The 25235-nt window shown below is 53.6% G+C and carries 19 protein-coding genes; 9 read left to right on the top strand and 10 right to left on the bottom strand.

Features of this window, described 5'->3' with window-relative positions; translation table 11 throughout:
• Positions 1-6 precede the first annotated feature (6 nt).
• Together polA and ACIHKT_RS08725 are read right to left on the bottom strand one after the other, a co-directional pair.
• Positions 7-2613: a DNA polymerase I gene (polA, locus tag ACIHKT_RS08730; protein ID WP_086036610.1), complete on the bottom strand. Its 2607-nt coding sequence runs from the start codon at positions 2611-2613 to the stop codon at positions 7-9.
• 62 nt (positions 2614-2675) lie between these two features.
• Entirely contained in the window at positions 2676-3302 is a 627-nt protein-coding gene (locus ACIHKT_RS08725; RefSeq protein WP_086036609.1) for a pentapeptide repeat-containing protein, read from the bottom strand.
• A 163-nt stretch (positions 3303-3465) separates the two neighbouring features.
• Here ACIHKT_RS08725 and dusB point away from each other — a divergent pair, with 163 nt between their 5' ends.
• Complete coding sequence (dusB, locus tag ACIHKT_RS08720; protein WP_086036608.1) at positions 3466-4464, top strand: tRNA dihydrouridine synthase DusB; 999 nt, start codon at positions 3466-3468, stop codon at positions 4462-4464.
• A 191-nt stretch (positions 4465-4655) separates the two neighbouring features.
• Positions 4656-6131, top strand: coding sequence for a hypothetical protein (locus tag ACIHKT_RS08715; protein ID WP_086036607.1), 1476 nt, complete (start codon positions 4656-4658; stop codon positions 6129-6131).
• A gap of 77 nt (positions 6132-6208) precedes the next feature.
• Here ACIHKT_RS08715 and ACIHKT_RS08710 read toward each other — a convergent pair whose 3' ends face one another.
• Together ACIHKT_RS08710 and ACIHKT_RS08705 are read right to left on the bottom strand one after the other, a co-directional pair.
• Positions 6209-7159, bottom strand: coding sequence for a ComEC/Rec2 family competence protein (locus ACIHKT_RS08710; RefSeq protein ID WP_086036606.1), 951 nt, complete (start codon positions 7157-7159; stop codon positions 6209-6211).
• A gap of 64 nt (positions 7160-7223) precedes the next feature.
• On the bottom strand, positions 7224-7493 hold the full coding sequence (locus tag ACIHKT_RS08705; RefSeq protein WP_086036605.1) for a hypothetical protein: 270 nt from the start codon (positions 7491-7493) through the stop codon (positions 7224-7226).
• 284 nt (positions 7494-7777) lie between these two features.
• Here ACIHKT_RS08705 and ACIHKT_RS08700 point away from each other — a divergent pair, with 284 nt between their 5' ends.
• Positions 7778-9322: a phosphomannomutase/phosphoglucomutase gene (locus ACIHKT_RS08700; protein WP_404352334.1), complete on the top strand. Its 1545-nt coding sequence runs from the start codon at positions 7778-7780 to the stop codon at positions 9320-9322.
• Between the two features lie 51 nt (positions 9323-9373).
• On the opposite strand, the gene spoVAD is transcribed toward ACIHKT_RS08700, so the two are convergent.
• The 5 genes from spoVAD to ACIHKT_RS08675 all read right to left on the bottom strand — a co-directional run bounded on the left by spoVAD (position 9374) and on the right by ACIHKT_RS08675 (position 15674).
• Positions 9374-10402 carry a stage V sporulation protein AD gene (gene spoVAD / locus ACIHKT_RS08695; RefSeq protein ID WP_086036603.1) on the bottom strand — a complete coding sequence of 343 codons (1029 nt, stop codon included), beginning with the start codon at positions 10400-10402 and terminating at the stop codon, positions 9374-9376.
• 30 nt (positions 10403-10432) lie between these two features.
• Positions 10433-10870 carry a stage V sporulation protein AC gene (spoVAC, locus tag ACIHKT_RS08690; RefSeq protein ID WP_086036602.1) on the bottom strand — a complete coding sequence of 146 codons (438 nt, stop codon included), beginning with the start codon at positions 10868-10870 and terminating at the stop codon, positions 10433-10435.
• Between the two features lie 74 nt (positions 10871-10944).
• Positions 10945-12912, bottom strand: coding sequence for an NAD(+) synthase (locus ACIHKT_RS08685; RefSeq protein ID WP_086036601.1), 1968 nt, complete (start codon positions 12910-12912; stop codon positions 10945-10947).
• A 145-nt stretch (positions 12913-13057) separates the two neighbouring features.
• Positions 13058-14044, bottom strand: a complete 987-nt coding sequence (locus ACIHKT_RS08680; RefSeq protein WP_174192766.1) for a glycosyltransferase — start codon at positions 14042-14044, stop codon at positions 13058-13060.
• Between the two features lie 151 nt (positions 14045-14195).
• Positions 14196-15674 (bottom strand): VanW family protein, encoded by a 1479-nt coding sequence (locus ACIHKT_RS08675; RefSeq protein ID WP_174403043.1) that lies wholly within the window; start codon positions 15672-15674, stop codon positions 14196-14198.
• Positions 15675-15931: 257 nt separating this feature from the next.
• Between ACIHKT_RS08675 and ACIHKT_RS08670 the strand changes: the two genes are divergently transcribed.
• The 6 genes from ACIHKT_RS08670 to ACIHKT_RS08645 all read left to right on the top strand — a co-directional run bounded on the left by ACIHKT_RS08670 (position 15932) and on the right by ACIHKT_RS08645 (position 23254).
• Positions 15932-17077, top strand: coding sequence for an MGDG synthase family glycosyltransferase (locus ACIHKT_RS08670; protein WP_086036598.1), 1146 nt, complete (start codon positions 15932-15934; stop codon positions 17075-17077).
• 111 nt (positions 17078-17188) lie between these two features.
• Positions 17189-18322 carry a cysteine desulfurase family protein gene (locus tag ACIHKT_RS08665; protein ID WP_086036597.1) on the top strand — a complete coding sequence of 378 codons (1134 nt, stop codon included), beginning with the start codon at positions 17189-17191 and terminating at the stop codon, positions 18320-18322.
• A gap of 55 nt (positions 18323-18377) precedes the next feature.
• Positions 18378-19550, top strand: a complete 1173-nt coding sequence (gene thiI, locus ACIHKT_RS08660) for a tRNA uracil 4-sulfurtransferase ThiI (RefSeq protein WP_086036596.1) — start codon at positions 18378-18380, stop codon at positions 19548-19550.
• A 23-nt stretch (positions 19551-19573) separates the two neighbouring features.
• The gene (locus ACIHKT_RS08655) at positions 19574-20869 is read left to right on the top strand and encodes a competence/damage-inducible protein A (RefSeq protein WP_086036595.1); all 1296 of its coding nucleotides are present in this window, start codon (positions 19574-19576) and stop codon (positions 20867-20869) included.
• A gap of 82 nt (positions 20870-20951) precedes the next feature.
• Positions 20952-21392, top strand: a complete 441-nt coding sequence (locus ACIHKT_RS08650) for a hypothetical protein (protein ID WP_404352329.1) — start codon at positions 20952-20954, stop codon at positions 21390-21392.
• Positions 21389-23254, top strand: a complete 1866-nt coding sequence (locus ACIHKT_RS08645; RefSeq protein WP_086036593.1) for a serine hydrolase domain-containing protein — start codon at positions 21389-21391, stop codon at positions 23252-23254. Before ACIHKT_RS08650 ends, ACIHKT_RS08645 begins: the two co-directional genes overlap by 4 nt.
• Positions 23255-23388: 134 nt before the next feature.
• On the opposite strand, the gene ACIHKT_RS08640 is transcribed toward ACIHKT_RS08645, so the two are convergent.
• Complete coding sequence (locus tag ACIHKT_RS08640) at positions 23389-25032, bottom strand: S1C family serine protease (RefSeq protein WP_404352327.1); 1644 nt, start codon at positions 25030-25032, stop codon at positions 23389-23391.
• Between the last annotated feature and the right edge of the window lie 203 nt (positions 25033-25235).

The raw sequence follows: 25235 nt of genomic DNA, 5'->3' as shown, positions 1-25235 counted from the left end.
TGTCAGTCAAGCTTTTGCTTCGTACCACGTTTTGCCGATTTTTGCGTCCGCTACCAGCGGCACAGAAAGCTGCGCAGCGTTCTCCATTTCTTCCTGCAGCAGCGCTTTGGCCGTTTCCGCTTCCGCCTCTGGTGCCTCGACAATCAGTTCATCGTGAACCTGCAGAATCAGCTGTGAAGAAAGGCCCTCTCGGTGAAGGCGGTTTTCCACGTGAATCATGGCAATTTTAATAATGTCAGCCGCCGCGCCCTGAATAGGCATATTGCGTGCGACGCGTTCCCCAAAGGAGCGCAGGTTGAAGTTGCTGCTTTTCAGTTCCGGCAGATATCGCCGCCGGCCGAAAATCGTTTCGGCGTAGCCTTTCTGTTTGGCTTCCTCTACCATGCGCTGCATATAGTCGTTGATACCGCTGTAATGCTGCAGGTAATCCCGAATATAGGCATCTGCTTCCTGGCGAGTGATGTGCAGTTGTTTGGAGAGAGAAAAGGCACCGATACCATATACAATACCGAAGTTGACGGCTTTTGCACGGCTGCGCATCAGCGGTGTGACCATTTCCTCCGGCATATGGAACACCTGTGCGGCGGTGGCGCGGTGAATATCCTCACCGCTGCGGAAGGCGTCAATCATGTTTTTATCGTTGGCGGTATGCGCCAGTACCCGCAGCTCAATCTGCGAATAATCGGCGTCAATCAGCACACAGCCGGGTTTTGCCACAAAAAAGCGGCGCAGCTCACGGCCAATGTCCGTACGGACCGGAATGTTCTGCAGGTTCGGCTCCGTGGAACTAATGCGGCCGGTGCGTGTTTCGGTTTGGTTAAAGCTGGAGTGAATGCGTTCGTCCGGCGCAATGACCTTCAACAGGCCGTCGCAGTAGGTGGACTTCAGTTTGCTGACGGTGCGGTACTGCAGGACCAATTCCACGACCGGATTGTCATACCGAAGATTTTCCAGAACAGCGGCGCTGGTGGACCAGCCGCTTTTTGTTTTTTTGCCATGTGGCAGGCCCAGCTTGACGAACAGTGCCTCACCTAGCTGTTTGGGGCTGTTCAGGTTAAATTCGTACCCGACTTCTTCCCAAATTTGTTTTTGGAGGGCGTCTGCTTTTTGAGCCAGCACATCTCCATAGGCGGCAATTCTCTTGGCGTCCACGGCAAAGCCGGCTTGTTCCATATGGGCCAGTATGCGTGCCAGCGGCTGCTCAATGTTTTGCAGCAGGGTGGTTTGGTTCGCTTCGGAAATATTTTTTTCCAGCACACTGCACAACTGCGGTAAGGACTGCCACTGCCCACAGGCAGAAAGAGTGTCCATACGCATTAGGTCCTGCGGCTGCAGCCCCTTCGGTGTAACAGAGGAGGGGAGCGGAATGCCGTATTCCTGACACAGATGCGCATAGCTGTAGCTTTTGGCGGTCGGGTTCAGCAGGTAGGCAGCCAGCAGAGCGTCCGTTTCCACAAGAAGTTCCGCGCCGGAAGATTCCACGGCAAGGTAGAGCAGCTTGCTGTCAAAGGTACAGCAGGGCAGATGAAGCGCGAAAACGCGGTCCCATTCCTGCGGGGACTCCAGCAGGAAGACGGCCTGCTTATGTACCACGCTCAAGCGCTGAAGGCTGCGGCCCTCAAAGATGCCCGCGAGATACAGATGCCCGTCGGCTTTCAGTTTACTGCACAGCTGTTCTATATCTGGGTGCAGCACAAGGGCAACCGCTGTGTCTGCCTCGGCAGGGTTCGACTGTTCCACGGTGTCGCCAAGGTCCAGGGATTCCAGCATTTTAAAGAATTCCAGACGCCGCATGAGGTCAGTCGCTTCCTGCTTCTGTACCGGGCCACGGACATAGCCCTGAATATCGGTGCCAACGGGCACATCGGTGCGGATGGTCCCCAGCTCGCGGGACAGGTAGGCACTTTCACGGCCGTTTTCCAACTTTTGCCGCATACTCTCGCGAATATCCAGCTCTTTTAAATGGTCATAAATATAATCAATCGAGTGGTACTGCTGTATCAGCTGACCGGCACCTTTTGGCCCGATACCCCTAACGCCGGGGATACAGTCGGAGGAGTCACCCTGCAGGGCTTTGATTTCAATCATTTCCGGCGGTGTTACACCGAATTCCTCCATAACGCGTTGTTCATCGTACAGGGTGACCTGTGGCTGTCCGTATTTTGTGCGGGCCAGCCGGACGGAAACATACGGCCCGACCAGCTGCAGACTGTCACGGTCACCAGTGGCAATGACACAGGTATCTTTGCGGCGGGTGCAGGCGGCCCCCAGCGTGCCCAGAATATCATCCGCCTCATATCCTTCACAGGTTACCAGCCGGTATCCCAGCAGCGTCAGCAGCTTTTTGAGGTTTGGCAGCTGTTGTGCCAGTTCCTCCGGCATTCCGTGGCGATTGGCCTTGTATCCAGCATAGCGTTTGTGGCGGAAGGTGGGCGCATTCAGGTCAAAGGCAATGGCAGTCGCGTCCGGCTGCACTTCCTTTTCCAGTTTTTGCAGCACAGTCATAAAGCCATAAATACCGTTTGTATATAAGCCTTCTTTGGTGGTCAGAAGCTTAATACCGTAAAAGGCGCGGTTTAAAATGCTGTTCCCGTCCAGGACGAGTAATTCCATAAAGTACCTCCGGAGTTATCATTGATTGCGGCAGTTTTATGATTCCTATTATATTGAATGAACTAGAGGTTCACTTTTACACCTAGCAGGCCCGCAAGTGCGGCGGCCTGTGTCAGGCTGACGGTGGCCCCTTTCAGCTCCGTCGGCGGCCATGAAACGACCGGAGAGCAAAAGGTTCCGGTGGAAAAGTCAATGCCGGCAAGCGGCGTTTTAAAAAAATAATTTTTGACAAAGCGGCAGCCGTGCAGGGACAGACGTTTACATTTCGCTTCCGATATAGCCGCCTCGGTAAAATCGGTGTCTGTCAGGACGGTGTCCGTCATCTTGGTGTGGTCAAAATCGGCATATTGGAAGGTGCTTTGCTCTATGGTGCAGCGGCGCATAACAGAGCCGTTCAGGTTGGTGCCGATGCACCGGCAGCTAATGAAGCGGCAGCGGGCAAAGTAGGCGTCCGTCAATAGGCTGTTGGAAAGGTCGCAGTTCTGGAACTGCACGTCCGTAAAAGAAGCACCAGCCAGACTACAGCCGGAAAAAGTGCAGGAAGAAAACGTACAATGCTGCACCTCCAGCTTGTCCAGTGTTTCTTCCTGCAGGACCATGCGGCTGTACGAACCGTTTTCCAGCGGTGATTCCTTCCGCAGCAGCGTGTGCAGCTGCCCCAAAAAAGCAGAAGAAGTTAAGATATCCATAAAGTTTCACCTCCAGAGGGGATTCCTTAAAAGTATACCACGTTTTCCCGGTGCGTGGAAGAGAAGTGCCGCGCTCCACCGCAAAAAGGACGTGCAGGCTTTGGTTTGTCGCCAAAAGCGTGTTATAATACGGAAAGAGTCTTTCATCTGCAGGAGGAAATCAATGCTGAAAATAGGGAATGTAGAACTGACGGGCCGCGCACTGCTGGCCCCTATGGCGGGCGTGACCGACCGCGCCTTCCGGGAGATGTGTATCCGCTTTGGGGCAGGTTATTGTGTTACCGAGATGGTTAGTTCCAAAGCGCTGCAGTATCACGACAAAAAGACCGCAGCGCTAATGGAGATTGGTCCAAAAGAACATCCCTGCGGCCTGCAGATTTTCGGCAGCGAGCCGGATACCATGGCACAGGCTGCCAAACAGGCGCTGGCTTTTTCGCCGGACATTATAGACATCAATATGGGCTGTCCGGTGCCGAAAATCAACGCTTCCGGCAGCGGCGCGGCGCTGATGAAACAGCCGGAGCTCTGCGCGGAAATCGTTGCGGCCGTCAAGAACGCGGTGAATGTACCGGTCACCGTGAAAATGCGCACGGGCTGGGACAGCGGAAGCATCAATGCGGTGGAGGTAGCCAAAGCGTGTGCGGATGCTGGTGCGGATGCCATTACGGTACACGCCCGTACCAAAATGCAGATGTATCGGCCCGGCGTGGACTGGCGCGTTATCCGCGCGGTGAAGCGGGCGGTGAATGTGCCGGTTATCGGCAACGGAGATGTGACAGGACCGGTTTCCGCGGCACATCTTTTGGAACAAACCGGCTGTGACGCTGTGATGATTGGGCGCAGTGCCATGGGAAATCCGTGGATTTTTCAGCAAATCAATGCGGCACTGCAGAATCAGGTGGAAATTGTGCCGGAACCGGGCATTTATCAGCGCCTGACTGTCATGTTAGAGCATATTTCCAAAATGGTGGAATATAAAGGAGAGCACCATGCCATGCGGGAGGCGCGCAAACATGTGTCGTGGTACCTGCACGGACTGCGCGGCGCGGCACAGTTTCGCCGGTGGGCGGGGGAACTGGAAACGTTCCATGACTTGGAGCTTTTGGCGCGGGATGTACTGGCAGAAAACCTGAATGTTTCACCGCCGGACTGTGAGAGGTAAAAATTGGTGCCATTTTTGCCTTTTGTGCGAAAAAATTCTTTGTGAATGCGGAAATCCTGTTGCACGATACTACTTGTATTCGGGCCTTAGTTTGTGCTAGAATAAAAAACAGTATTAATCAAAAAGAATAAGTGAATAGAAAATGTATAGCGGAGCGTTTTACTCCGCTTTTTTACAGGAGGTACGTAAACGTGAAGAAAAAGACAGTTCGCACACTGCTTTTGCTGTTTACCCTGTTTTTTGCGGTTTCCACATTTAGTTTAACGGCTTTGGCCGAAAGCGGCGATACCGAAACGGATTCGCAGTCCGGTACAACCATATCGCAGGGCGGTGAAGTTCCGCCGGGCACCCCGTACAGCAGTGATGCCGATACTGACGACCAGCCAACCCAGTCAACCAGCCGTCCTCCCCACCATCATTCTTCCCACAGTACGAGCGATGACGATGGGAGCAGAAACAACGATAACGATGATGGAGGAACACAGGACCACTCCCACAGCAGTTCGTCGCGGTCATCAAGCAAGGCGGATACCGACCAATCCCGCAGCAGGTCTTCCAGCCGAAACTCCACATCTGCCACTTATGTAGACCCGGACAATTCTGTAGGCAGCCGGAAGGGCACTTCCCGTTCAGCTACGCCCAATACTTATGAAAGCCAAATTAACCAGAGCGCTTCTGCTCTTGGCGGCTCGGTCACACCAGACGCCAGTTCGGAGGACTGGAATGATTTATATAATGAAAGCGCTTCGTCTCCCGGAACGGGTTCCGCGTCCAGTGCGGCGGCCGGCGGCGCCGGCGCAGTGACCAGCGGTAAAAGCAACGGCGTTTCCAGCATGTTCATTGTGGGTGTTGTTCTGCTCATTGCGGCGGCATGCGGCATAGGTGCCTTTGTTTACCTGCAGTTCTTCTCGACAAAGCGCCGGGGCGGCCACGGCGGTCGGCCCGGCGGCGGTGCAGGCGGCGGTTCCGATATTCGGTCGGATGATGGATATAACGATTCCTTCTCCGGTGAGGACACAGGTCCTGTTGTGCCGCCGACACCTCCGGTTTCACAAAGCAGCCTTGAGGCATCCCAGCGTGCACAGGCAGCGGTCCGCGCGGCGGAGGCCCGTGCTGCTGCCGCGGCAGTGGCTGCACGGCGGGAGCCAAAAGCACCGGATGATACCATTCATGACTTTACAGATATCAATTCCAGCAGCGACGGCATTCAGCACCGTGAGGAATATGAAGAATTCATAGAGCGCACACGTCCGCCGATTGTTCCGTCCCCTGCAGTGAAAACGGAAAAACCGTCCCGTACGGTGGAACAGCAGGACCAGGACACGATTGTAATTCCGGATTTTACGGATAAAGAGGCAAAGAAGCGTGCACAGCAGGCACGTACAGCCCGCATGGGGTCCCGCGGCCACCAGCCGCCGCTTACCTCCAATGCCCTGCCGCGAAACCTGCGCGGGCGCCCCACAGCGGCCCAGGTGCAGCATTCCTCTTCGGCATTTGCTCGTCAGACGCCTACTTATCAGCAGCATACAGCGTCTGCTTCCACTGCGCCGGCTGTGTCTAGTCGACAGCCAGCGGCATCGTCCTGTCCGGCACCCGCTGTGCCAAAGAAAAAATCCAGCGATGACTTTGACTGGGACCGGTTCCTGAATGAGAACCGGAACGGATAAAGCATCCTTTCAGTAAACAAAAAGCATCCGCGGAGAGAAGTCTTTCTCTGCGGATGCTTTCGTGTATAAAGAATACGTCAGGTCCCTGTTACAGAAGCGAGCCCGGTGGTAAAGGAGATGCTTTTGCCGTCCGTGTGTGCACAAATGGTTTTTTGTTCATCTGTACGGTAAATCTGCACACCAGAAGCCTTTAAATGGGACAGTGTCTGCTGCGGCGGAAAGCCGTAGTCATTTTTGCGTCCACAGGAGATGACCGCGTACGTAGGGGACACAGCCTTTAAAAAGGAAGCGGACGTGCTGGTTTTGCTGCCGTGATGACCGCATTTTAAAACATCCGCGTGCAGTGCGGCACCGCCCTGTACCATTTGCTGTTCGCTTTCCTTTTCGGCATCACCGGTAAACAAAAACTTTTTCTGCCCGATGGTTACCATAAGAACGGCGGAATAATTGTTTAGTGCTTTATAGGAGGCGGACTTTGGTGCCAAAAAAACGGCCTTGCAGGTGCTATCGCTGAGCATGGTCAGACCGGCTTTCACTGGGGTGGCTTTTATGCCCTTTTTCTGTATGGCCCGCAGCAGATGGGAATAAGTGGCGGAAGTAGGAACGTCTTTATCGGCTATGCGCGGCATATAATATTGACCGATGGAGAAGTTTTCTACAATTTTCTGCATACCACCGATATGGTCCGCATGGGGGTGTGTGGCAACGACCATGTCCAACTTTTGAATGCCAAGGCTTTTTAGTTCCTTGACAAGATAGCTGCCGCACTCCGATGTGCCAGCGTCAATTAAAATGTTCTTTCCGTCGGCCAGTTGCAGCAGTTCGCTGTCCCCTTGTCCCACATCAAAGAACCACACCGTGTTCTTTCCGGCGGCTGAGGCGACGGAACTGCTCTGACTTGCCGCAGCACTGCCGGTAACCTGCTGTACAGGGGCAGCGGAGCCGATGGTGTCTGTGCTAAGTTGGCAGCCGCACAGCAGAAACAGCGGTGCTAGTGCGCCGGCAAGAAATCGAAATACTTTTTTCATGAATTCATTCTCTCCTTTGCAGACAAAAAGCCGCCCCTAGGGGCGGCTGCCTGGTCAATGTTGATTATTTTTCGGTCTTTACCGCCGCACTGCCATATAGGTTGAAGCGGAAAAGCATGGACTCGTCGTCCGGGTTGTCGCAGGAAATGTAGCAGGAAGCAATCTTTCCGCCCTCGATGAGCCGGGTAAGACCTACCAGCTGGCACAACTTGCTTTTTAGGTTCAGCTTGTCACCTTCATCGGAAACCAGATAAACATTCCCCTTGCACTTTTCCAGCAGGCTGAGGAAATTTGGAACATCAACATCGTGAAGCTCCAGCAAAGATCCTGACATATTGAATCCCCCTTTTCTTCCATAGACGTGGATTGTATCCGGCCGCATGGCCGACCTCTTCTATTATAACAAAGGCCTTTTATTTGTCAATCGTACGAAGCATAAAGTTTTTCATATTGTTTCTAAGATATTTCTTAAAAAAATAGAAACGTATAAAAATTTTTTATGTAATAATACAACACTTCTATTTTACAAATTCCATTTCTTGCGATATAATAAGAAAAATCAATAAAAATCGGAAATTTTCCCCGCGCTTCTGCGGTATTTACAGGGAGGAAGCATATATGCTCGAAAAATACTGGAACCATTTTAAAAGCGGAACAGATATCCGCGGCGTTGCCAGCCCGGGTGCACCAGACGGCCAGGCGGTGGACCTGACAGATGAAAATATCTGTAAAATGACGGCAGGGTTTGTCCTATGGCTGGCGAATAAAACCGGAACGGTGCCGGAAAAGATGACAATTTCTGTTGGGCATGATTCCCGCATTTCGGCGGAACGCATTCAGGCAGATGTTGTTCAAACACTGAAAAGTGCCGGGTGCCGGGTACTGTGCTGCGGACTGGCCTCTACCCCTAGCATGTTTATGACAACGGTGGACCTGAGCTGTACCGGTGCGGTGCAGATTACCGCCAGTCACCATCCCTTTTACCGCAACGGTCTTAAATTTTTCACTCGGAACGGCGGATTGGAAGGCAGTGATATTGAGGAAATCCTGCTGCACGCACAGAACGGCGACACGCCGCCCGCCGCACAGGGCACCGTACAGGATACAGACTATATGCGGCAGTACAGCACCCGCCTGCGTGAAATGATTAAAAAGGGCGTTAACGCAAAGGACTATGACCTTCCGCTGCAGGGATTTCATATTGTAGTAGATGCCGGCAACGGTGCGGGCGGATTTTATGCCTCGGATGTACTGCGGCCGCTGGGCGCGGATACTTCCGGCAGCCAGTATCTTACACCGGACGGAATGTTTCCAAACCATATTCCAAATCCGGAAAACGGAAAAGCTATGGCGGCGGCGCGCAGGGCCGTATTAGAGAATCATGCCGACCTCGGCGTCATTTTCGACACCGATGTGGACCGCGGCGGTGCCGTGGACAGCGAGGGCAATGGGCTAAACAAAAATCGTTTGATTGCAGTAGCGAGTGCCATTGCACTGGAAGACAATCCCGGTGCGACGATTGTCACGGATTCTGTCACCAGCGACGGACTGAAAACATTTATTGAACAGGACCTCGGCGGAAAACAGCGCCGCTTCAAACGCGGCTACCGCAATGTGATTGACGAGGCGCTTCGTCTGAATGCAGCGGGTGTCAACTGCCCGCTTGCCATTGAAACCAGCGGCCATGCTGCCATGCGGGAAAATTATTTTTTGGATGATGGCGCTTATTTGGTGACGAAAATCATTATCAAAGCCGCTTCTCTGTGCCGGGAAGGCAAAAGTCTGAAAGATTTGATTGCGGCGCTGCCGGAGCCAGAGGAAACGGTGGAACTGCGTCTGCCGATTCTTGATGAGGACTTTCGCAAAACAGGGGAGCAGGCCATGGAAAATCTGCGCCAATGTGCAAGTCATCAGCCGCACTGGCATATTGACCCGGACGGCTGTGAAGGCGTACGTCTTTCCTTCGACAAACAGGCGGGAGATGGCTGGGCACTGCTGCGCCTGAGTGTGCACGACCCGGTTCTGCCGCTCAATATTGAAAGCAACTTGGCCGGCGGCCTGATGCTTATCACCGGACAGTTGTATGTGAATCTGCGTACACAGGCGGGGATTGATACGTCCTCGTTGGAAGCGTTTATTGCAGGAGAAACGACCGGAGAGTAAACAAGAAAAAGAAAAAAGGCCGCGGCTTAAAAAACAGCCGCGGCCTTTCGTTTATGATTCTTTTGGCGGTTCGTCACTGTGCAGGTGTACTAAGTGAGAAATACCTACAATGTTTTCTCCCTGCTGCAGGGCGGTGGGGGACATAAGCGCGCCGGTTGCAAGGAATAATACGTCGTGCAGGACACCGGCCTCCAGCTGACGCAGGATATATCCGCAGACAACGGAACCGCTGCATCCGCAGCCGGAGCCGCCCGCGTGAACGTCCTGCTTTTTGCGGTCGTAAATCATCAGCCCGCAGTCGTTGTGAAGTGTCTCAATATCCCACCCAGCTTTGCGCATCATCTGACGCAGAAGGCGGCTGCCGACATAACCGAGGTCACCGGTCAGAATCAGGTCAAAATCAGCCGGAACGTGGTCGGTATCTGTCAGGTAATCGGTCAGGGTGCGCACAGCTGCCGGTGCCATGGCAGCGCCCATATTGTTGGCATCGTTTACGCCCAAATCCGTCATACGGCCGAAGGTTACTTCCGTAATCGAAACCGGTGCGCTGCGTTTGCCGAGAATGACCGAGCCTGCGCCAGTTGTGGTCCACTGGGAGGTTGGTGTGCGCTGACCACCGTATTCCAGCGGAAAACGAAACTGCCGTTCTGCCGAGCAGAAATGGCTGCTGGTGACCGCCGCGGCGTTTTCCGCGGCACCGCCCGCGACAAATGCCGCGGCCATTCCCATGGTCTGCGCCATGGTGGAGCAGGCCCCGTACTGTCCCAGGAACGGGATGTTCATGTCCCGCAGGCCATAGGTGGAGGAAATACACTGATTGAGCAGGTCACCGGCAAAGATATACTGAATATCTGACGGCTGCAGGCCGGCCTTGTGCAGGGCGGTTTTGACCGCCTCAGTTTGCAGGCGGCTTTCGGCTTGTTCCCAGGTATCCATACCAAGTAGGGTATCAGAATAGATAGCATCAAAATAACTTGCCAGCGGGCCTTCTCCCTCTTTTTTTCCTGCACAGGACCCGCTGCCGAGGATATACACCGGCGGGTCCAGCTGCAGGGTGCTGTTCCCTGTGCGCTGTATCAAAACAAATCTGCTCCTTTCACACGGCTGGTTTTATTGGAAAAGGTACAGAATCAGGCCGTATATTACACTGGCAGTGGTGCCGTACACCAGCACAGGCCCCGCTACCGTGAACATTTTGGCACCCAGCCCGAGTACCAAACCTTCGCTTTTAAACTCCATGGCAGGGGAGACAATGCTGTTTGCAAAACCGGTAATGGGCACAATGGTGCCGGCGCCGGCGTGCTTTGCCAAATTGTCAAAAACGCGGCAGGCAGTGAGCAGAGCGGTGGCCGCAATCAGCGTGATGGAAACCCATGTGCTGGCGGTGTCTTTGTCCAGCCCCACGGACTGGTACAAGTTGCAGAGCCATTGCCCCACGGCACAGATGCCGCCGCCGACGCCGAAGGCCCAAAGGCAGTCAACGAATAGGTTGCTGTTGGGTGAGGCTTCTTCATACATGGACTTGTACTGCTGCTGTGTAATCTGCATAGTAAAAAAGGCCCCCTTTGGCAATTAGCCTGTCCAGGGGACCTTCGATTATACGAAAGCTTCGGTAAAAATCGTTATAGGGAAAGGGTATCGGCCAGCTTGTCCAGTTCTTTCATCCATAGGTGAACACTGGCATCGCTTGGCATACGCCAGTCACCGCGGGGTGAAAGCGTAATGGTACCGACTTTGGGGCTGTCCGGCAGGCAGCTGCGCTTGAACTGCTGATGGAAAAAGCGCTGATAGAACTTTTTCAGCCAGCGGAAAATTTCAGACGGCGAATAGATACCGGCAAAGGTGTCCGCGGCCATGCGGTATATTTTTGCCGGCGAAAAGCCGAAACGAAGCATATAGTACAGAAAATAGTCGTGCAGTTCATAAGGACCGACGACCTCTTCCGTCTTTTGGGCGATTTTACCGTCTTTTGGCGGCAGAAGTTCTGGACTGACTGGTGTGTCCAGTACGTCCAGCAGGATACGGCTGATTTCACCGCCGAATGCCTGCGCTGCGTAGCGCACCAGATGGCGCACCAGCGTTTTGGGGATGGAAGCGTTTACGCCGTACATACTCATATGGTCGCCGTTATAGGTGGCCCAGCCCAGCGCCAGCTCCGAAAGGTCACCGGTGCCGATAACCAATCCACCGGACTGATTTGAAATATCCATAAGAATTTGCGTGCGTTCCCGTGCCTGGCTGTTTTCGTAGGTGATGTCCTGCACTGCTTCATCGTGGCCAATATCCGCAAAATGCTGATGAACAGCGGCGCCGATGGGAATTTCACGGAAGGCAACGCCCAGCGCACGGGAAAGTCCCTCGGCGTTGCTTTTGGTGCGGCCGGTGGTGCCAAAACCCGGCATGGAAATGGCAGTAATGCCGCTGCGCGGCAGACCCAGTAGGTCAAAAGCGCGCACCGTTACCAGCAGTGCAAGGGTAGAGTCCAGTCCGCCGGAAATACCGATAACAGCGGACCGAATGCCGGTATGCTTCAGGCGCGTTTTCAGGCCGTTTGCCTGCAAAGAAAGAATACGGTCACAGCGCTCAGCGAGGTCTTTTGTGCTTTCTGGAACAAATGGCGTTCGTGGGAAGCGCCGCTGCAGGTGCTGCCGGTCAAAGGCGTAATCAAAGGAGAACGGAATGACCGTTTCAGCCGGCGCGGGAACGTCCTGCCAGGTGGTGGTGCGCCGGCGTTCCTGCAGCAGGCGCTCTAAATCGGTGTCCGCGGTGAGAATGCCTGTTTGGAACAGCGGGGAGGACGACAGCACGGAACCACCTTCGGCAATCAGATTATGCGCAGCAAAGACAAGGTCCGTAGTCGATTCTCCCTCACCGGCGTCCGCGTATACATAGGTACAGTACAGGCGTGCGCTTTGTCCGCGCACCAAGTCCTGCCGGTACTCCGCCTTGCTGATGACTTCGTCACTGGCTGAAGCATTGAATATGACCGTAGCGCCGGCCTGCGCCATTGCAATGCTCGGCGGTGCGGGTACCCATAGGTCTTCACATATCTCCACACCGATAACCAATTCCGGCAGTTCATGGCAGGTGTACAGCAGACCGGAGCCAAGTGTTGTTTCCTGGCCGGCAAAAGATACGGAAAGCGGTGTCTGCGGTGCAGGCGTAAACCAGCGCTGCTCATAGAATTCACTGTAATTCGGCAAAAAGCGTTTGGCGGAAAGTCCCAAAAGTCTGCCGCCGCAGCACACAGCCGCGCAGTTGTACAGGGAGGCACCGTGCAGAACCGGTACACCTACGGCGAACAGAATGGGCAGGGAAGCGGTTTTTTTCAGCAGCCATGCGAGGGCATTTTCTGCGGCTTTCTGCAGGGTACAGTCATGGAACAGGTCACCGCAGGTGTAGCCGGTCAACGCAAGCTCCGGAAATACCACGGCACCTACATTGTGTTCGGCACAGGCCGCAATCTGCTGATAGACTGCCTGCGCGTTTTCTTCACAGTTGGCAACTCGAATGACTGGTGTAGCCGCCGCGGTACGGAAAAAGCCGTCGGACGGGACTGCAGCGGAATCTGTTTTTTGCAGTTTTATCATGTTGGGAGAACCTCCCCTTTCGTTGGCAGGTGAATAAAGAAAAAGGCGCTGCAGCCTGCGGAAAACCGCACAGCGGCAGCTGCCTGTTTATTTGCAAGTGTAACCATTTTAAAAGCGTTTACGCCGGTCGGCGTGAAAAAATTAGTCAGCGGGCAAAACCTTCCCGACGGCGTCGTTGATTTCGGGAGAGCCGGGGCAGGTGCCGTTCCAGCTCGGCGACGCTGAAGTCGTCCTTGCAGCATAGGCTGATAGCGCGCCGTACAAACAGCATATCCGAAGCGTACCCGCGCATATCTTTGTTCAGCAAGTGCATTTTTGCGACATAATAATAGCAGTTATTCCGTGTCTTTCGTGCCAGATGGTGATAGCTGTCACGGAAAACCCCGAACCGGCCGCTTTTTTGCAGTGCCACGCGAATCATGGCAATGGCGCGAATATAGTCCGTTACCTTTTGAGGGCTGATAGAGCCGAGGGTGCTGTCACCGTGCAGATTGTAGTAATAAAGCGGTTCGTCAATAATGGCAACCTGCTTTGCCTGTGCAAAAATCTGGTGCAGTACGGCGAGGTCTTCAAAGCACATCTTGGGGAAACGAACGCCGGATTTTATAAAAATTTCCCGGCGGTACATTTTACACCAAAGGAAAGACTGAATCAATACGTCACGCAGCAGCATATTCAGTGAATCCTCTGTGTTGTAGACACCGCGGCAGTGGAATGGATATTCAAAAAGGACATCGTTGCACACGATGTGCCAGTAATAATAGCAGCAGGAGATGTCCGCGTGGTTGATGGTGCAGGCACGGTACAGCTGCTCTAAGTAATTTCCGGCAACATAGTCGTCGCCGTCCACAAAGCACAGATATTCGCCGCGGGAGGCTTTCAGTGCCGCGGTGCGGGCGGCGGAAACGCCCGCGTTCGGCTGATTGATGACGCGCACATGGCTGTCTGCCGCAGCGTATTGTTCGAGAATGCATAGGGAATTGTCGGTGGAACCATCATTTACGGCGATAACCTCGTAGGGAACCGAAATGGTCTGGTGTGTCAAAGTATTTAAACACTGCCCAATGTATTTGCCGACGTTGTATACCGGAACAATGACGCTGATAATTGGGTTCTGCATCAATTCGGCCATTCGTTCCCCTCCCTTTACTGTAAAGTTTTAGAAAGTACACATAAAAGTGTACACAAATTCATTGTACAAATTTTTCTGCAAAAGTCAAGCCCGAATAGAAAATCCACAAGGACAAACGTCCGCCGAAAAAATTCGGCGGACGTTTGTCCTTTCAGCGGGGAGCTTTACTGGAGGAGGACGGTTTTTTTGAAGATGAGGAAGAAGACGCCGTTTTTGACGATGCAGATGACGGCTTACTCGAAAGAGTGGACGACGCTGTTGAGGAAGCCTTGCTGGAAGTGGCCTTTTTCGACGAAGAGGAAGAGCCGGCGGTTTGCGTAGTGGTGTGCGGCGGATAATAGGAACTGGGCATGGATTCGGTGCGGACCGCACTGCCGTTTTTGTAGAATGTGCGGGTGCAGGTGGCATAACGTCCAGTTTCCACGGTCCCGCGTGTCAGCTTAGAACTAACTTCAATCGTATCCCATGTGCTGCTCTTATAGCCATAAATTGTGCAGTACATGGTGCGGCCGTCCGCACCGCTTTGTATGTACATAGGATAATCTGTCGGGTTACTGAACCGAAAGTCCAGTCCGGGGAAGGATACGGTGGCGTCCTGTCCAATGGGCACATAAGAGGAGGGACTGGAATGCGGGCTGCGTTCCACAATGCCGCAGTTGGAGCGCATGGCAGCGCCGTAAATGGTTGTGCTGCCTTGGCAGATGCCGCCGCCGTAGGACTGAACGGCCTGCCCGTTTTCCAGTGCAGTTGCCAGCTTGTAGCCCTGCGACTGGCCGGCTTCACCGATGGTGCCGAGATACGAGAAAGTGCCGTTTGCGGGAACAACAGTGCCGTTGACTGCGCGCAGTGCTTTGGACATATTATAGGTCCCGTTTTCCGTGTTGCGGGAAATGGTTGTGAAGCTGCCGAGCTTGACAATATGCTGCCGCAAATCATCAATAGTCCTAGTGCAGTCCACTGTTTCGGTTGGAATGGAGATTGTGGCGGAGTCAGAGGTGGGAATAACATCCAACACTTTTTTCAGCAGGGCAGAGTTGCTGACCTTTACGCCAGGGGTACCCTCTGTAAAGGAAAAGCCGCTGCCGTCAAAGGAGCGGATGGTTGGTTCCTTTGCGCTGTGGTTTACGGACTTTGTCAGGTCTTCCAGCTTTGCCTGCAGGCTGGTTTGGTCGACAGTGGGCGTCAGACGATATTCTGTGTCAGAAGAGGCAGAAGAAGCCGATGATGTGGTGGAAGATGCAGTGCCAGCCTGCATTGCCCTTTGCAGCACGGCATTGGTATTATAAGAAATGTGCAGGTCCTTGCCGCTCAGTGTATAGGATTTTTCCCCATGGGTCAGAGTATAGGTACGGGCCGTGTCCTTTTTCTCCATTTGTTCCAGCACAGCGCTGCGCCCCTGTGCCATAGTCATGCCCTTCAGGGATATGCCTTCCACCGTTACACTGCCGAAGACTGGCTGTGTGGAAGAGGTGTTGCCAGAGGTGGAAGCGGTCGGCTGTACAGTGTGACGGAATGTAGTCTTCCCAAGAATGAAAATGGCAGCAGCCGCCGCTGCTGCAACCAGAACGACGGCAAGGACAACTTTTTTGTTTTTTTGTTTGGACTGTGGGTCTTCACTGTATCGGTACATGGGCGATGCCTCCATCTATTTTTTACCCGCCGTGTAAAAAGACAGGAAATTTTTCTGTTTTTCCATTTTGTATTATACCGGTTTCGGTGTATCTTGTAAAGGAAAAGCCGCTGTACACCCGCCGCGGCACAGCAAAACAGGAAAAACACTTTGCCAGTCAGATTCTCTTCCATTATCCATAGAAAATTGCCCGATGATATGGTATACTTAAAAATAAATGAACACGGCCCCTATACCACGGAAAGAAGGAGCAGAGAATGAAGATTCTGATTTTAACAGCGGCAACCGGCGGCGGACATCGACGCGCGGCCCATGCTCTGCAGACTTATATCACAGAACACTCTGAGGGAAATCGGGTGGTAGTTCTGGATGCTCTGAAAGAGATTGGCCCAGTGCTGGACCACACCTGCTGTGACGGATACCGCCTTTTGTGCCGACGTGCACCACAGACATTCGGCAGGCTGTACCGTGCAACCAACAAACCTTCCCCTATGAAAGGCATGATGTTCCAGATTAACTACCAGCACAGCGGCCGGCTGGCACAGGCCATTCGGCAGGTAGCACCGGATGTCATTTTAAGTACACACCCCTTTGCAACCGAGATGGTCTCCCGCATGAAGAAAAACGGTTATCAGGTGCCGCTTTTGTGCCTGATGACGGACTATGGCCCACATCAGGCATGGATTGCCCCCGATGTAGACGCCTATGTTGTGAGCAATGAGGATATGGTGCCGGAAATGGAGGAAATGGGCGTTCCGCCGGAAATCGTGTTTCCATACGGCATTCCGGTTACGGACAACTTCTTCCGAAAAAGTGACCGTGCGGCACTGCGCCGCAGCTTTCAGCTGGACCCGGACAAAACGACGATTCTGTTCATGGCAGGTTCTTTCGGCGTAACAGGCATTATCGGCATTTATGAGGATTTGTGTCACTTGGACATGGACTTTCAGATGATTGTCATTACCGGAAAGAACGCGCGGCTTTACAGCGAATTTGAAAAAATCGTACCGGACAGCGGTAAAAAGACGAAGCTGGTCTACTTTACCAACAAAGTAGAAGACTATATGCACGCAAGCGACTTATTGATTACCAAGCCGGGCGGGCTGACGGTCAGTGAAGCATTGGCAAGTGATTTGCCCATGGCGGTATTTGACGCAATTCCCGGGCAGGAGGAGGACAACGCCGCATTCCTGCAAAACCACCACATGGCAATCAAGCTGGACCAGCATGAGGATACAGCTCAGCAGATTGCCGGACTGCTGGAAGAACCGCGGAAGCTGAAACAGATGCGGCAGGCCTGTGTTGCCTTTGACAAAAGCAAATCCGCTCAGAATATCTTTATGCTGATGCAAAGTTTGTATGACCGGTATCATTCACAGGAAACAGGAAATCATCAGGCCTGACCGGGCCTTTCAGCGCCCCTGCCTGCTGCTGCCTTTTTAGAGCAGGGTGGAGGGGCGCTGTTTCTGTACAAAAGCCCGCCGCGGCGGGCACAAAAAGCGAGGTTTTCTTTTTTGCAGCAGGTTTATCTGGATAACTCTTCCACAACACGTGTCTGTGACGAAGCGGTGCAGGTGGTCCTGAACGCCATGATGCAGACATACGGCAACCCTTCTTCCCTGCACACGCTGGGTTTTGCGGCCGAGCGTGCGCGGGAAACCGCACGGGATCAGGTGGCAGCGGCGCTTTCCGCCCGTCCGGAGGAGATTACATTTACTTCCGGCGGAACGGAAAGCAATAATCTGGCCGTTTTCGGTGCCGCAAAGGCCCGCTGCCGGCGCGGTAAACGCATTGTCACCACGGCGGTGGAACACCCCAGTGTGCTGCTGCCTATGCAGCAGCTAGAGCAGGCGGGCTTTACGGTTACCTATCTGCAGCCGGACAGCACCGGCCATATTTCCCCTCAGCAACTGTATGATGCGGTTATGCCGGACACCATTCTGGTCAGTCTGATGGCAGTGAACAATGAAGTCGGCAGCATTTTGCCAATAGATGATGCACGTGCTGCCATTGACCGTGCCGGTGCGCCGGCGCTTCTGCACGTAGATGCGGTACAGGCATTCGGCAAACTGCCACTGCGCCCCGGCCGCCGTGGAATAGACCTGATGACCGTCAGCTCCCACAAAATACACGGTCCAAAGGGCGTAGGAGCACTATTTATTCGGAAGGGTGTCCACATTCAACCGCGCACTTTCGGCGGCGGACAGGAAAAGAATATGCGCCCCGGCACCGAGCCGATGCCCGCACTCTGCGGATTTGGCGCGGCCTGTGCAGCGCTGCCGGACGTACAGGAGGAGCGGAAAAAAATTGCCGGTCTAAATACATACCTGCGTGAACAGCTTGCCAATATGCCGGGGGTCGTTATCAACAGTGCGGAGGACGCACTGCCCTATGTGCTGAACCTTTCCGCAGGCAGGGTAAAGGCACAAACCATGCTGAACTACCTTTCGGAGCGCGGCGTGTATGTTTCTTCCGGCTCCGCCTGCTCCAAAGGGGCCAAGAGCCATGTGCTTACGGCTATGCAGCTGTCGCCGGAGCGCATTGATTCCGCACTGCGGGTAAGCTTCAGCCGTTATAATACCAAAGCGGACTGTGACGCCTTCCTGCAGGCACTGCAGGAAGGGCTTCGCACTTTGCAGAAGGCCTGACTTTTCTATATTATTATTACGATTAAAAAATAAAGACAGGAATGAAAAGATACGTATGAAAGAAATTATTTTAATAAAACTTGGGGAACTGGTGCTGAAGGGCCTGAACCGCCGCGCCTTTGAGGATACTCTGCTGAAAAATCTCCGGCATCATTTGGAACCGCTGGGGAAGTTCGACATACGCTCCCGCCAGTCTGCTGTAACCGTCATGCCGCGGGAAGAAGTGGATATGGACGAGGCAATGGACCGTGTGGGTCATGTATTCGGCATTGCCACCTATGTGCGTGCGGGCGTTGCGCCAAAGAATATGGATAAAATAGAGTTGGCCGCCGCAGACTATCTGCGCAGAGAACTGTTGGCTGCGCATACTTTTAAAGTGGAAGCCAAACGTTCCGATAAAAAATTCCCAATCAAATCGCCGCAGATATGCGCCGAACTGGGTGGCTGCCTGTTGGAACATTTTCCAAACCTGAAGGTGGATGTACACCATCCGGACGTGGCCGTTTATGTGGAAGTCCGTGACTTTGGTGCCTATATTCACAGCAATCCTAAACGGGGCGCCGGCGGTATTCCAGTGGGAACCGGCGGAAAAGCCGCACTGCTCATCAGCGGCGGCATTGACAGCCCGGTTGCCGCGTGGCGGATGGCCCGCCGCGGCGTGGAGTTGACCGCGGTCCATTTCGCAAGCCCACCGTACACCAGCGAGCGCGCGGAGCAGAAAGTGGTGGACCTATTAACACAGGTCAGCAGCTATGCGGGACGCATTCCTATGTACACGGTGCCCTTTGCCCATGTACAGGAGGAAATCCGCGACAAGTGTCCGGAGGACCTTTTTACACTGCTGATGCGCCGCTTTATGATGCGCATTTCCCAGCAGATTGCTGTACAGAATGACTGCCTGACGTTGATTACCGGCGAAAGTTTGGGGCAGGTGGCAAGTCAGACCATGCAGGCCATCTGCTGCACAGACGCCTGTGTTTCCATGCCGGTGTTCCGGCCGCTTATCGGTTCCGATAAAACGGAAATTGTTGATACAGCGCGGAAAATTGGCACGTTCGATATTTCCATTGAACCGTATGAGGACTGCTGCACAGTCTTTACGCCGAAGCACCCCTGCACCAAACCGCACGAGGATAAGCTGGAGCGGGCGGAACAGCTGCTGGACGTAGAGGCACTGGTGCAGGAATGTATACAGAATGCGTCGCTGCGTGTGGTGCAGCCGCGGTAACCAATTAAGAAAAGAGGCAGACCATGGAAGCAGAGATTATCAGTGTTGGTACCGAGCTGCTGCTGGGGCAGGTTGTGAATTCTGATACCGCCTATGTGGCACGCCGGCTGGCGGAGATGGGATTTGATATCCGCTTTACCTGCGTTGTGGGGGATAACTCCGACCGTTTGGCGGAAGTCCTGAAAAACGCACTGGCAAACAGCGACATTGTTGTGGCAACCGGCGGCCTTGGACCTACCGAGGATGACTTGACAAAGCAGACCTGTGCGGCTGCGGCCGGCCGGAAGCTGGTACGCGACGAGGATACCTGCCATAGGCTGGCATCCTATTTTCGCGGGCGAACCTGCAGCCACAGCCAGATGAACCAGGCAATGCTGCCGGAAGGCTGTACGATTTTCCCGAACGACCACGGTACAGCACCAGGCTGCGGCTTTACAACAGATGAAGGAAAAGTCCTCTTAATGCTGCCAGGCCCGCCGCGGGAACTGGTTCCCATGCTGCAGACTTACGCACTGCCGTATCTTGCACAGTGGGTGGACGGCGTAATTGCCAGCACCAATATCCGCGCATTTGGCATTGGAGAAGGCAGCGCCGCCGAAAAGATTGATGACCTTGTGCAGGGGGCTAACCCCACAGCAGCCACTTATGCGCTGGAAGACGAGATGTATGTGCGGGTGACCGCCAAGGCAAAGACAAAGGAAGAGGTACAGGCACTGTGTGCGCCGCTGGCAGACGAGGTCCGCCGCCGTTTGGGCGACTATGTTTATGGGACCGATGTTGACAGCTTGGAAGTCGTGGTTGTGCGTGAACTGCAGCGGCAGGGAAAGCTGCTGGCAACGGCGGAAAGCTGTACCGGCGGTATGCTGGCCGAGCGCATTACGGATATTTCCGGTGCTTCTCAGGTGTTTCACATGGGCCTTGTTACCTACTCCAATGAAGTAAAGAATCTATTGCTGGGGGTGCCGGCGGACCTGCTGGCCGAAAAGGGCGCTGTCTGTCCGGAAACGGCTGCCGCCATGGCACAGGGCGTACGCCGCAAAGCACACGCTGATTTTGGCATTGGCATTACCGGTGTAGCCGGTCCCAAGACCAGCGAGGGAAAGCCGGTTGGCTATATCCTCATTGCGCTGGACGATGGCGAACACACATGGATACGCACCATGGACGGCCAGGGCGGCCGTAAAGAGCGCAACTACCTGCGTCACCGGGCAGCCAGCAATGCGCTGGACCTGCTGCGGCGCAGACTGTTCCAGATGCCAATGGACAGCCGTGGCTGGGATCGGACCAGTGAATTTCCATCTCGTACTGCACAAAAATAATTATCAGGTTTCCATTTATGCAAAAAAATGATAGAATAAGAACAGCCAATAATAACCTTTGTCCCGAAGGGGGGAATCTGCCATGAAGACCGCAGTACTTTTCTGTGGTGCCCGCCGCACCGCCTATTGCCAGGAACTGCTGGAAAACAGCGGCTTTCTGTTGACACAGGTCCGCACCGCACAGGAAGCGGGCCAGACGGCCTGTCTGGGACAGCTGCTGAAACAGAACCGGATGGTCTGTGCGGTTGGTCCATCCCACAGCGGCAGACCTTCCTTTGGCCAGCCGCTGTTTCAGGCATTGGGCGTTCCTCTGCTGGATGACAGCCCACAGGGAGTGCTGGTGCTGCAGGGGAACGAGTGCAGCGGATGGCTGGTGGAAAGCCGGGAGCAGGCAGTGGCACTGCTGCCGGATAAACCGGAATACCTCATGCAGCTTTTGCCGCAGCTTTGGCTGCGTCTGCGCCGCAAATTTCACCTGCAGCAGGCTGTCAACCATGCGTTCAGCGGAAAGGAGCAGCCATGATTGTCGATTTGGTATCACAGATGAAAACAATGAACTTGATGCTCAGCATTCTGCAGGGCAACCCGGAACGGTGTATGCCGTATCCGTTTGAACCGTACCGTGAAAAGCCGTTGCCGGACCGCTCCCTGTATGGCCTGGAAACCAGTACGCCGGAAGCACAGGGAGTGGAGAGTGCATGGCTGAACGGCTTTTTTACGGCGCTGCGGGACTGCCAAAGCATTCATGTACACAGCGTTGCGGTGATGCGTCACGGAAAGCTGATTGCTGAGGCCAGCTTTAAGCCATACACGGCTGCTTTTCCGCATATGCAGTTTTCTGCCGCAAAAAGCGTGGTAGGCATGGCGGTCGGAATGGCGGTGTCGGAGAACCGGCTGTCCGTGACAGACAAACTGGTTGATTTCTTTCCGGATGAGCGCAGCTTTTTCCACAACTCTCATGTTTCCAATGTGACGATTCAAAACCTGCTGCAGATGACAGCCGGTGTCAAATACAATGAACTGTTTAGCGTGACGGACCGCGACTGGGTGCGCGGTTATCTTTCTTCCGAATGTATCTTTGAGCCGGGCAGCGAGTTTTACTATAACAGCATGAATACGTATATGCTCAGCGCAGTGCTGCACAGAATGACTGGTATATCACTGGTCGATTACCTTATGCCGCGTTTGTTTACGCCCATGCGTATTCCCCGTCCGCGCTGGGAAACCTGCCCGATGGGCATTGAAAAAGGCGGTTGGGGGCTGTATCTGCGCTCAGTAGATATGGCGAAGCTGGGGCAGCTGTACCTGCAGCAGGGCCTGTGGCATACGGCAAAGGGTGACCGCCAGCTGGTGCCGGAACAATGGGTGCGGGACAGCATTGAAAAAACCGTCCGCACAGACGGTGCCTCCCGCGATGACCGGTACGGCTATCAGCTATGGAGTTTTCCAGTAGGTCATTCTTATCAGTACAGTGGATTGTTTGGACAGCATGTGTTTATTCTGCCGCATTTGGATGCAGTTGTGGCCATGACTAGCGGAAGCCAAACCTTTGTAACAGATGAAGCCAGTACGATTACTGAAAAGTACTTTGCAAAAGATGCCGAGGGCTTCCATGATGAACCGCTGCCGAACAATCTGCATGCTTTGCGCAAGCTGGAAGATACACTGGCACACCTGTATGCCGTTCAGCAGACTATACCGCCGCAGCCGAAAAAACCGATATGGCCGCCGTTCCAGCCGGCACCGCAGCTGCGGCGGACCGTTCCACCGCTGGCGCTGTCGCTGGAGGGAAAGAGCTATCGGCTGGAAAGCGGCTATGGAACCATTATGCCGCAGACACTGAAAGCGTTTATCAACAATTATCCGCCGACAATAGAGGCCTTTTCGTTCCGGTTTACACCGGGAATGTGCCATATTGGTATTCGCAGCGGCGGGGAGGATACTGTACTGACAGCCGGACTGGAGAATGAGCCGTTTCGCAGCGAAATGACCGTGAACGGTGAAACGTATCCAGTGGGATGCTCTGTGTATCTGACAACGGATGAAGACGACCGGCCAGTGCTGAAGCTGTATGCTGCCTTTTTGCAGACGCCTTTTACGCGTGTGATTAAATTTGTCTTTTATCATGACCTGCAGCAGTTGCTGGTGCGTTTTGATGAGCAGCCAAGCATTGAAGAATCCTGCGAAATGATGTTTGGTCTGATGTCCGGCGCGGGTGCGTCACAGAAGCATTTTGCCATGACGGCTGCACAGGAAAAAATGCGTCCGCGTCTGAAACAGCTGTCCATGCCAAAGATGCACGGCAGGCTGATAAAACCGGAGCAGGAAATGCCGCAGACCGCGGAAAAGAAAGAACCGGATAAAATAGCACAGACGGAAGAATGAATGAAAACGAGAGCCTATCGGTGGAAAACGCCGGTAGGCTTTTTTTGCATAAAGAAGAAAGACAGCCTAAACTTTCAGGCTGTCTTTCAGGAGAGAGGAGAAATTTATGAAAAAATACTTGTAAGCAAATAAATTCAACTCTTGCCGGTCTGTGCAATCAACTTCACCGAAATGGTGCTGCTCTTGCCCGTCTGCAGACTGACCAGCGTCAATTTTACGGTATCGCCGGCCTTTTTCTTGGAAATCACTGTGGTAATGGTGCCGCTGGAGGTCACCGTCGTGTTGTCAATCTTTGTGATAATATCGCCAACAGTGGCACCAGCTTTGGTCAGTTCCGGGTTCGTTATTTTTTGAATGACGAATCCAGTGTTGGAAATGCCGTAGATGCGTGCAGTTACATTGTCAATCATACGGCCGCTGATGCCCAGGATAGCGCGGTCCTTTACATAGCCGTACTGTTTCAGACTGGTGATGATGGGCTGAGCTTCGTTGATAGGAATCGCAAAGCCGAGGCCTTCAGCGGAAGTACTGCCGACCTGTGTCAATTTGCTGGAATTGATGCCGACCACCTGTCCGTACATATTAACCAGTGCACCGCCGGAGTTGCCGGGGTTGATGGCTGCATCGGTTTGGATGCATTCACGGGTGTAGCCAGTGTCGCTGTCCGTAATGGTACGGTTCAGTGCAGAAATGTTGCCGAATGTAGCGCTGGAAACCAGCTCACTGCCGCCGGGGTTTCCGATAGCGACCACTTCGTCACCGATTTTTAGGCTGCTGCTGTCCCCAAATTCCGCAGCGGTCAGGCCGGTAGCGCTAATTTTAATCAGCGCAAGGTCCGTTACGGCGTCGCTGCCAATCAGTTTGGCTTCATAGCTTTTGCCGTTGCTGAGGACAACTTTCAGTGCGCTGGCGCTGTCCACCACATGGGCATTGGTCATAATGTAGCCGTCACTGCTGATAATAACGCCGGAGCCTTCGCTGGCAGGGGAGATGCTGTCACCAGAGTCAGAGCTGGTACTGCCGCTGCTGGTGTTCCTATTTCCATTGTCGTCACCAAAGTCAAAAAAGCCGGTGTTGTTTGTGGCTGCGCCGCTTTTCTGGCTGCTGGTATTGCCGTCCGTTGTACCGGAAAAGTCCAGTCGGCTGGAGGCCTTCTGGTAGTTCTGTACCAGAACAACGCTGGGAATCACCTTTTTGCAGACTTCCTGTTTGGTCAGAAGTTTGGTACTGCCGGTGCTGGAGGAAGCACTGCTGGAGCTGGAACTGTCAATCAGTTTGGTAATGGCAAATGCGGGACCGGAAGAACCGGAAGTGCCAAACTTGATGGTACCGTTGTTTACCAAACCGACAAACGCACCGATGGAACAGGCAGAGATTAGGAATCCACCAACGATAAAGGCCACCACACGCGCCCAAGTGGGGGTTGCACCGTGTTCCTTTTTCCGCTTGCTGCGGCGCGTTTGTTTTTGCCCGGGGTCATGGTACTGCGGCGGTTCCCATGTGGTTTGGTGCCATACAGGTTCTTCTTGGTACCCGCTGCCGGAAGAAGTACTGCCATAGGGATTATTCGGTGGGGCATTGTATCCGGAAGTGTAGCTGCTGTTCTGCCACTGTGCAGAAGAACTGTCATTGCCGGGGCGAACAGGTCCGGAGTGATAACTTTCTCCATCCCACTGGGTACCGCTTCCAATAGTAGAGTTGGCATTTCTTTCCGCATTATTCATAGAACTTTTGTCATCTTTCATATTGTTGTTTTGATTATCATTGAAATCATTCATGGAACTCATTCCTTCCTAAAAGGGATTTCGGGTGATTTCCTTTCTGCAGTATCTATTATGTTCAAAGTATGTGAATACTGCGTGATGAATATTATAAAAAAGATGACGAAATTTAATTTTTCTCGGATTTTCCATTTTAGACAAAAACCGCCCCGCTTACCTTTGCAGATAAACGGGGCGGTAAAACTTTCTATGAAGTTTTC

This window comes from Caproicibacterium sp. XB2, from assembly GCF_044880635.1.
Classification (GTDB): domain Bacteria; phylum Bacillota; class Clostridia; order Oscillospirales; family Acutalibacteraceae; genus Caproicibacterium; species Caproicibacterium lactatifermentans.
The sequence above is the reverse complement of the archived record's forward strand: the minus strand, read 5'-3'. Positions and strand labels throughout refer to the sequence as shown.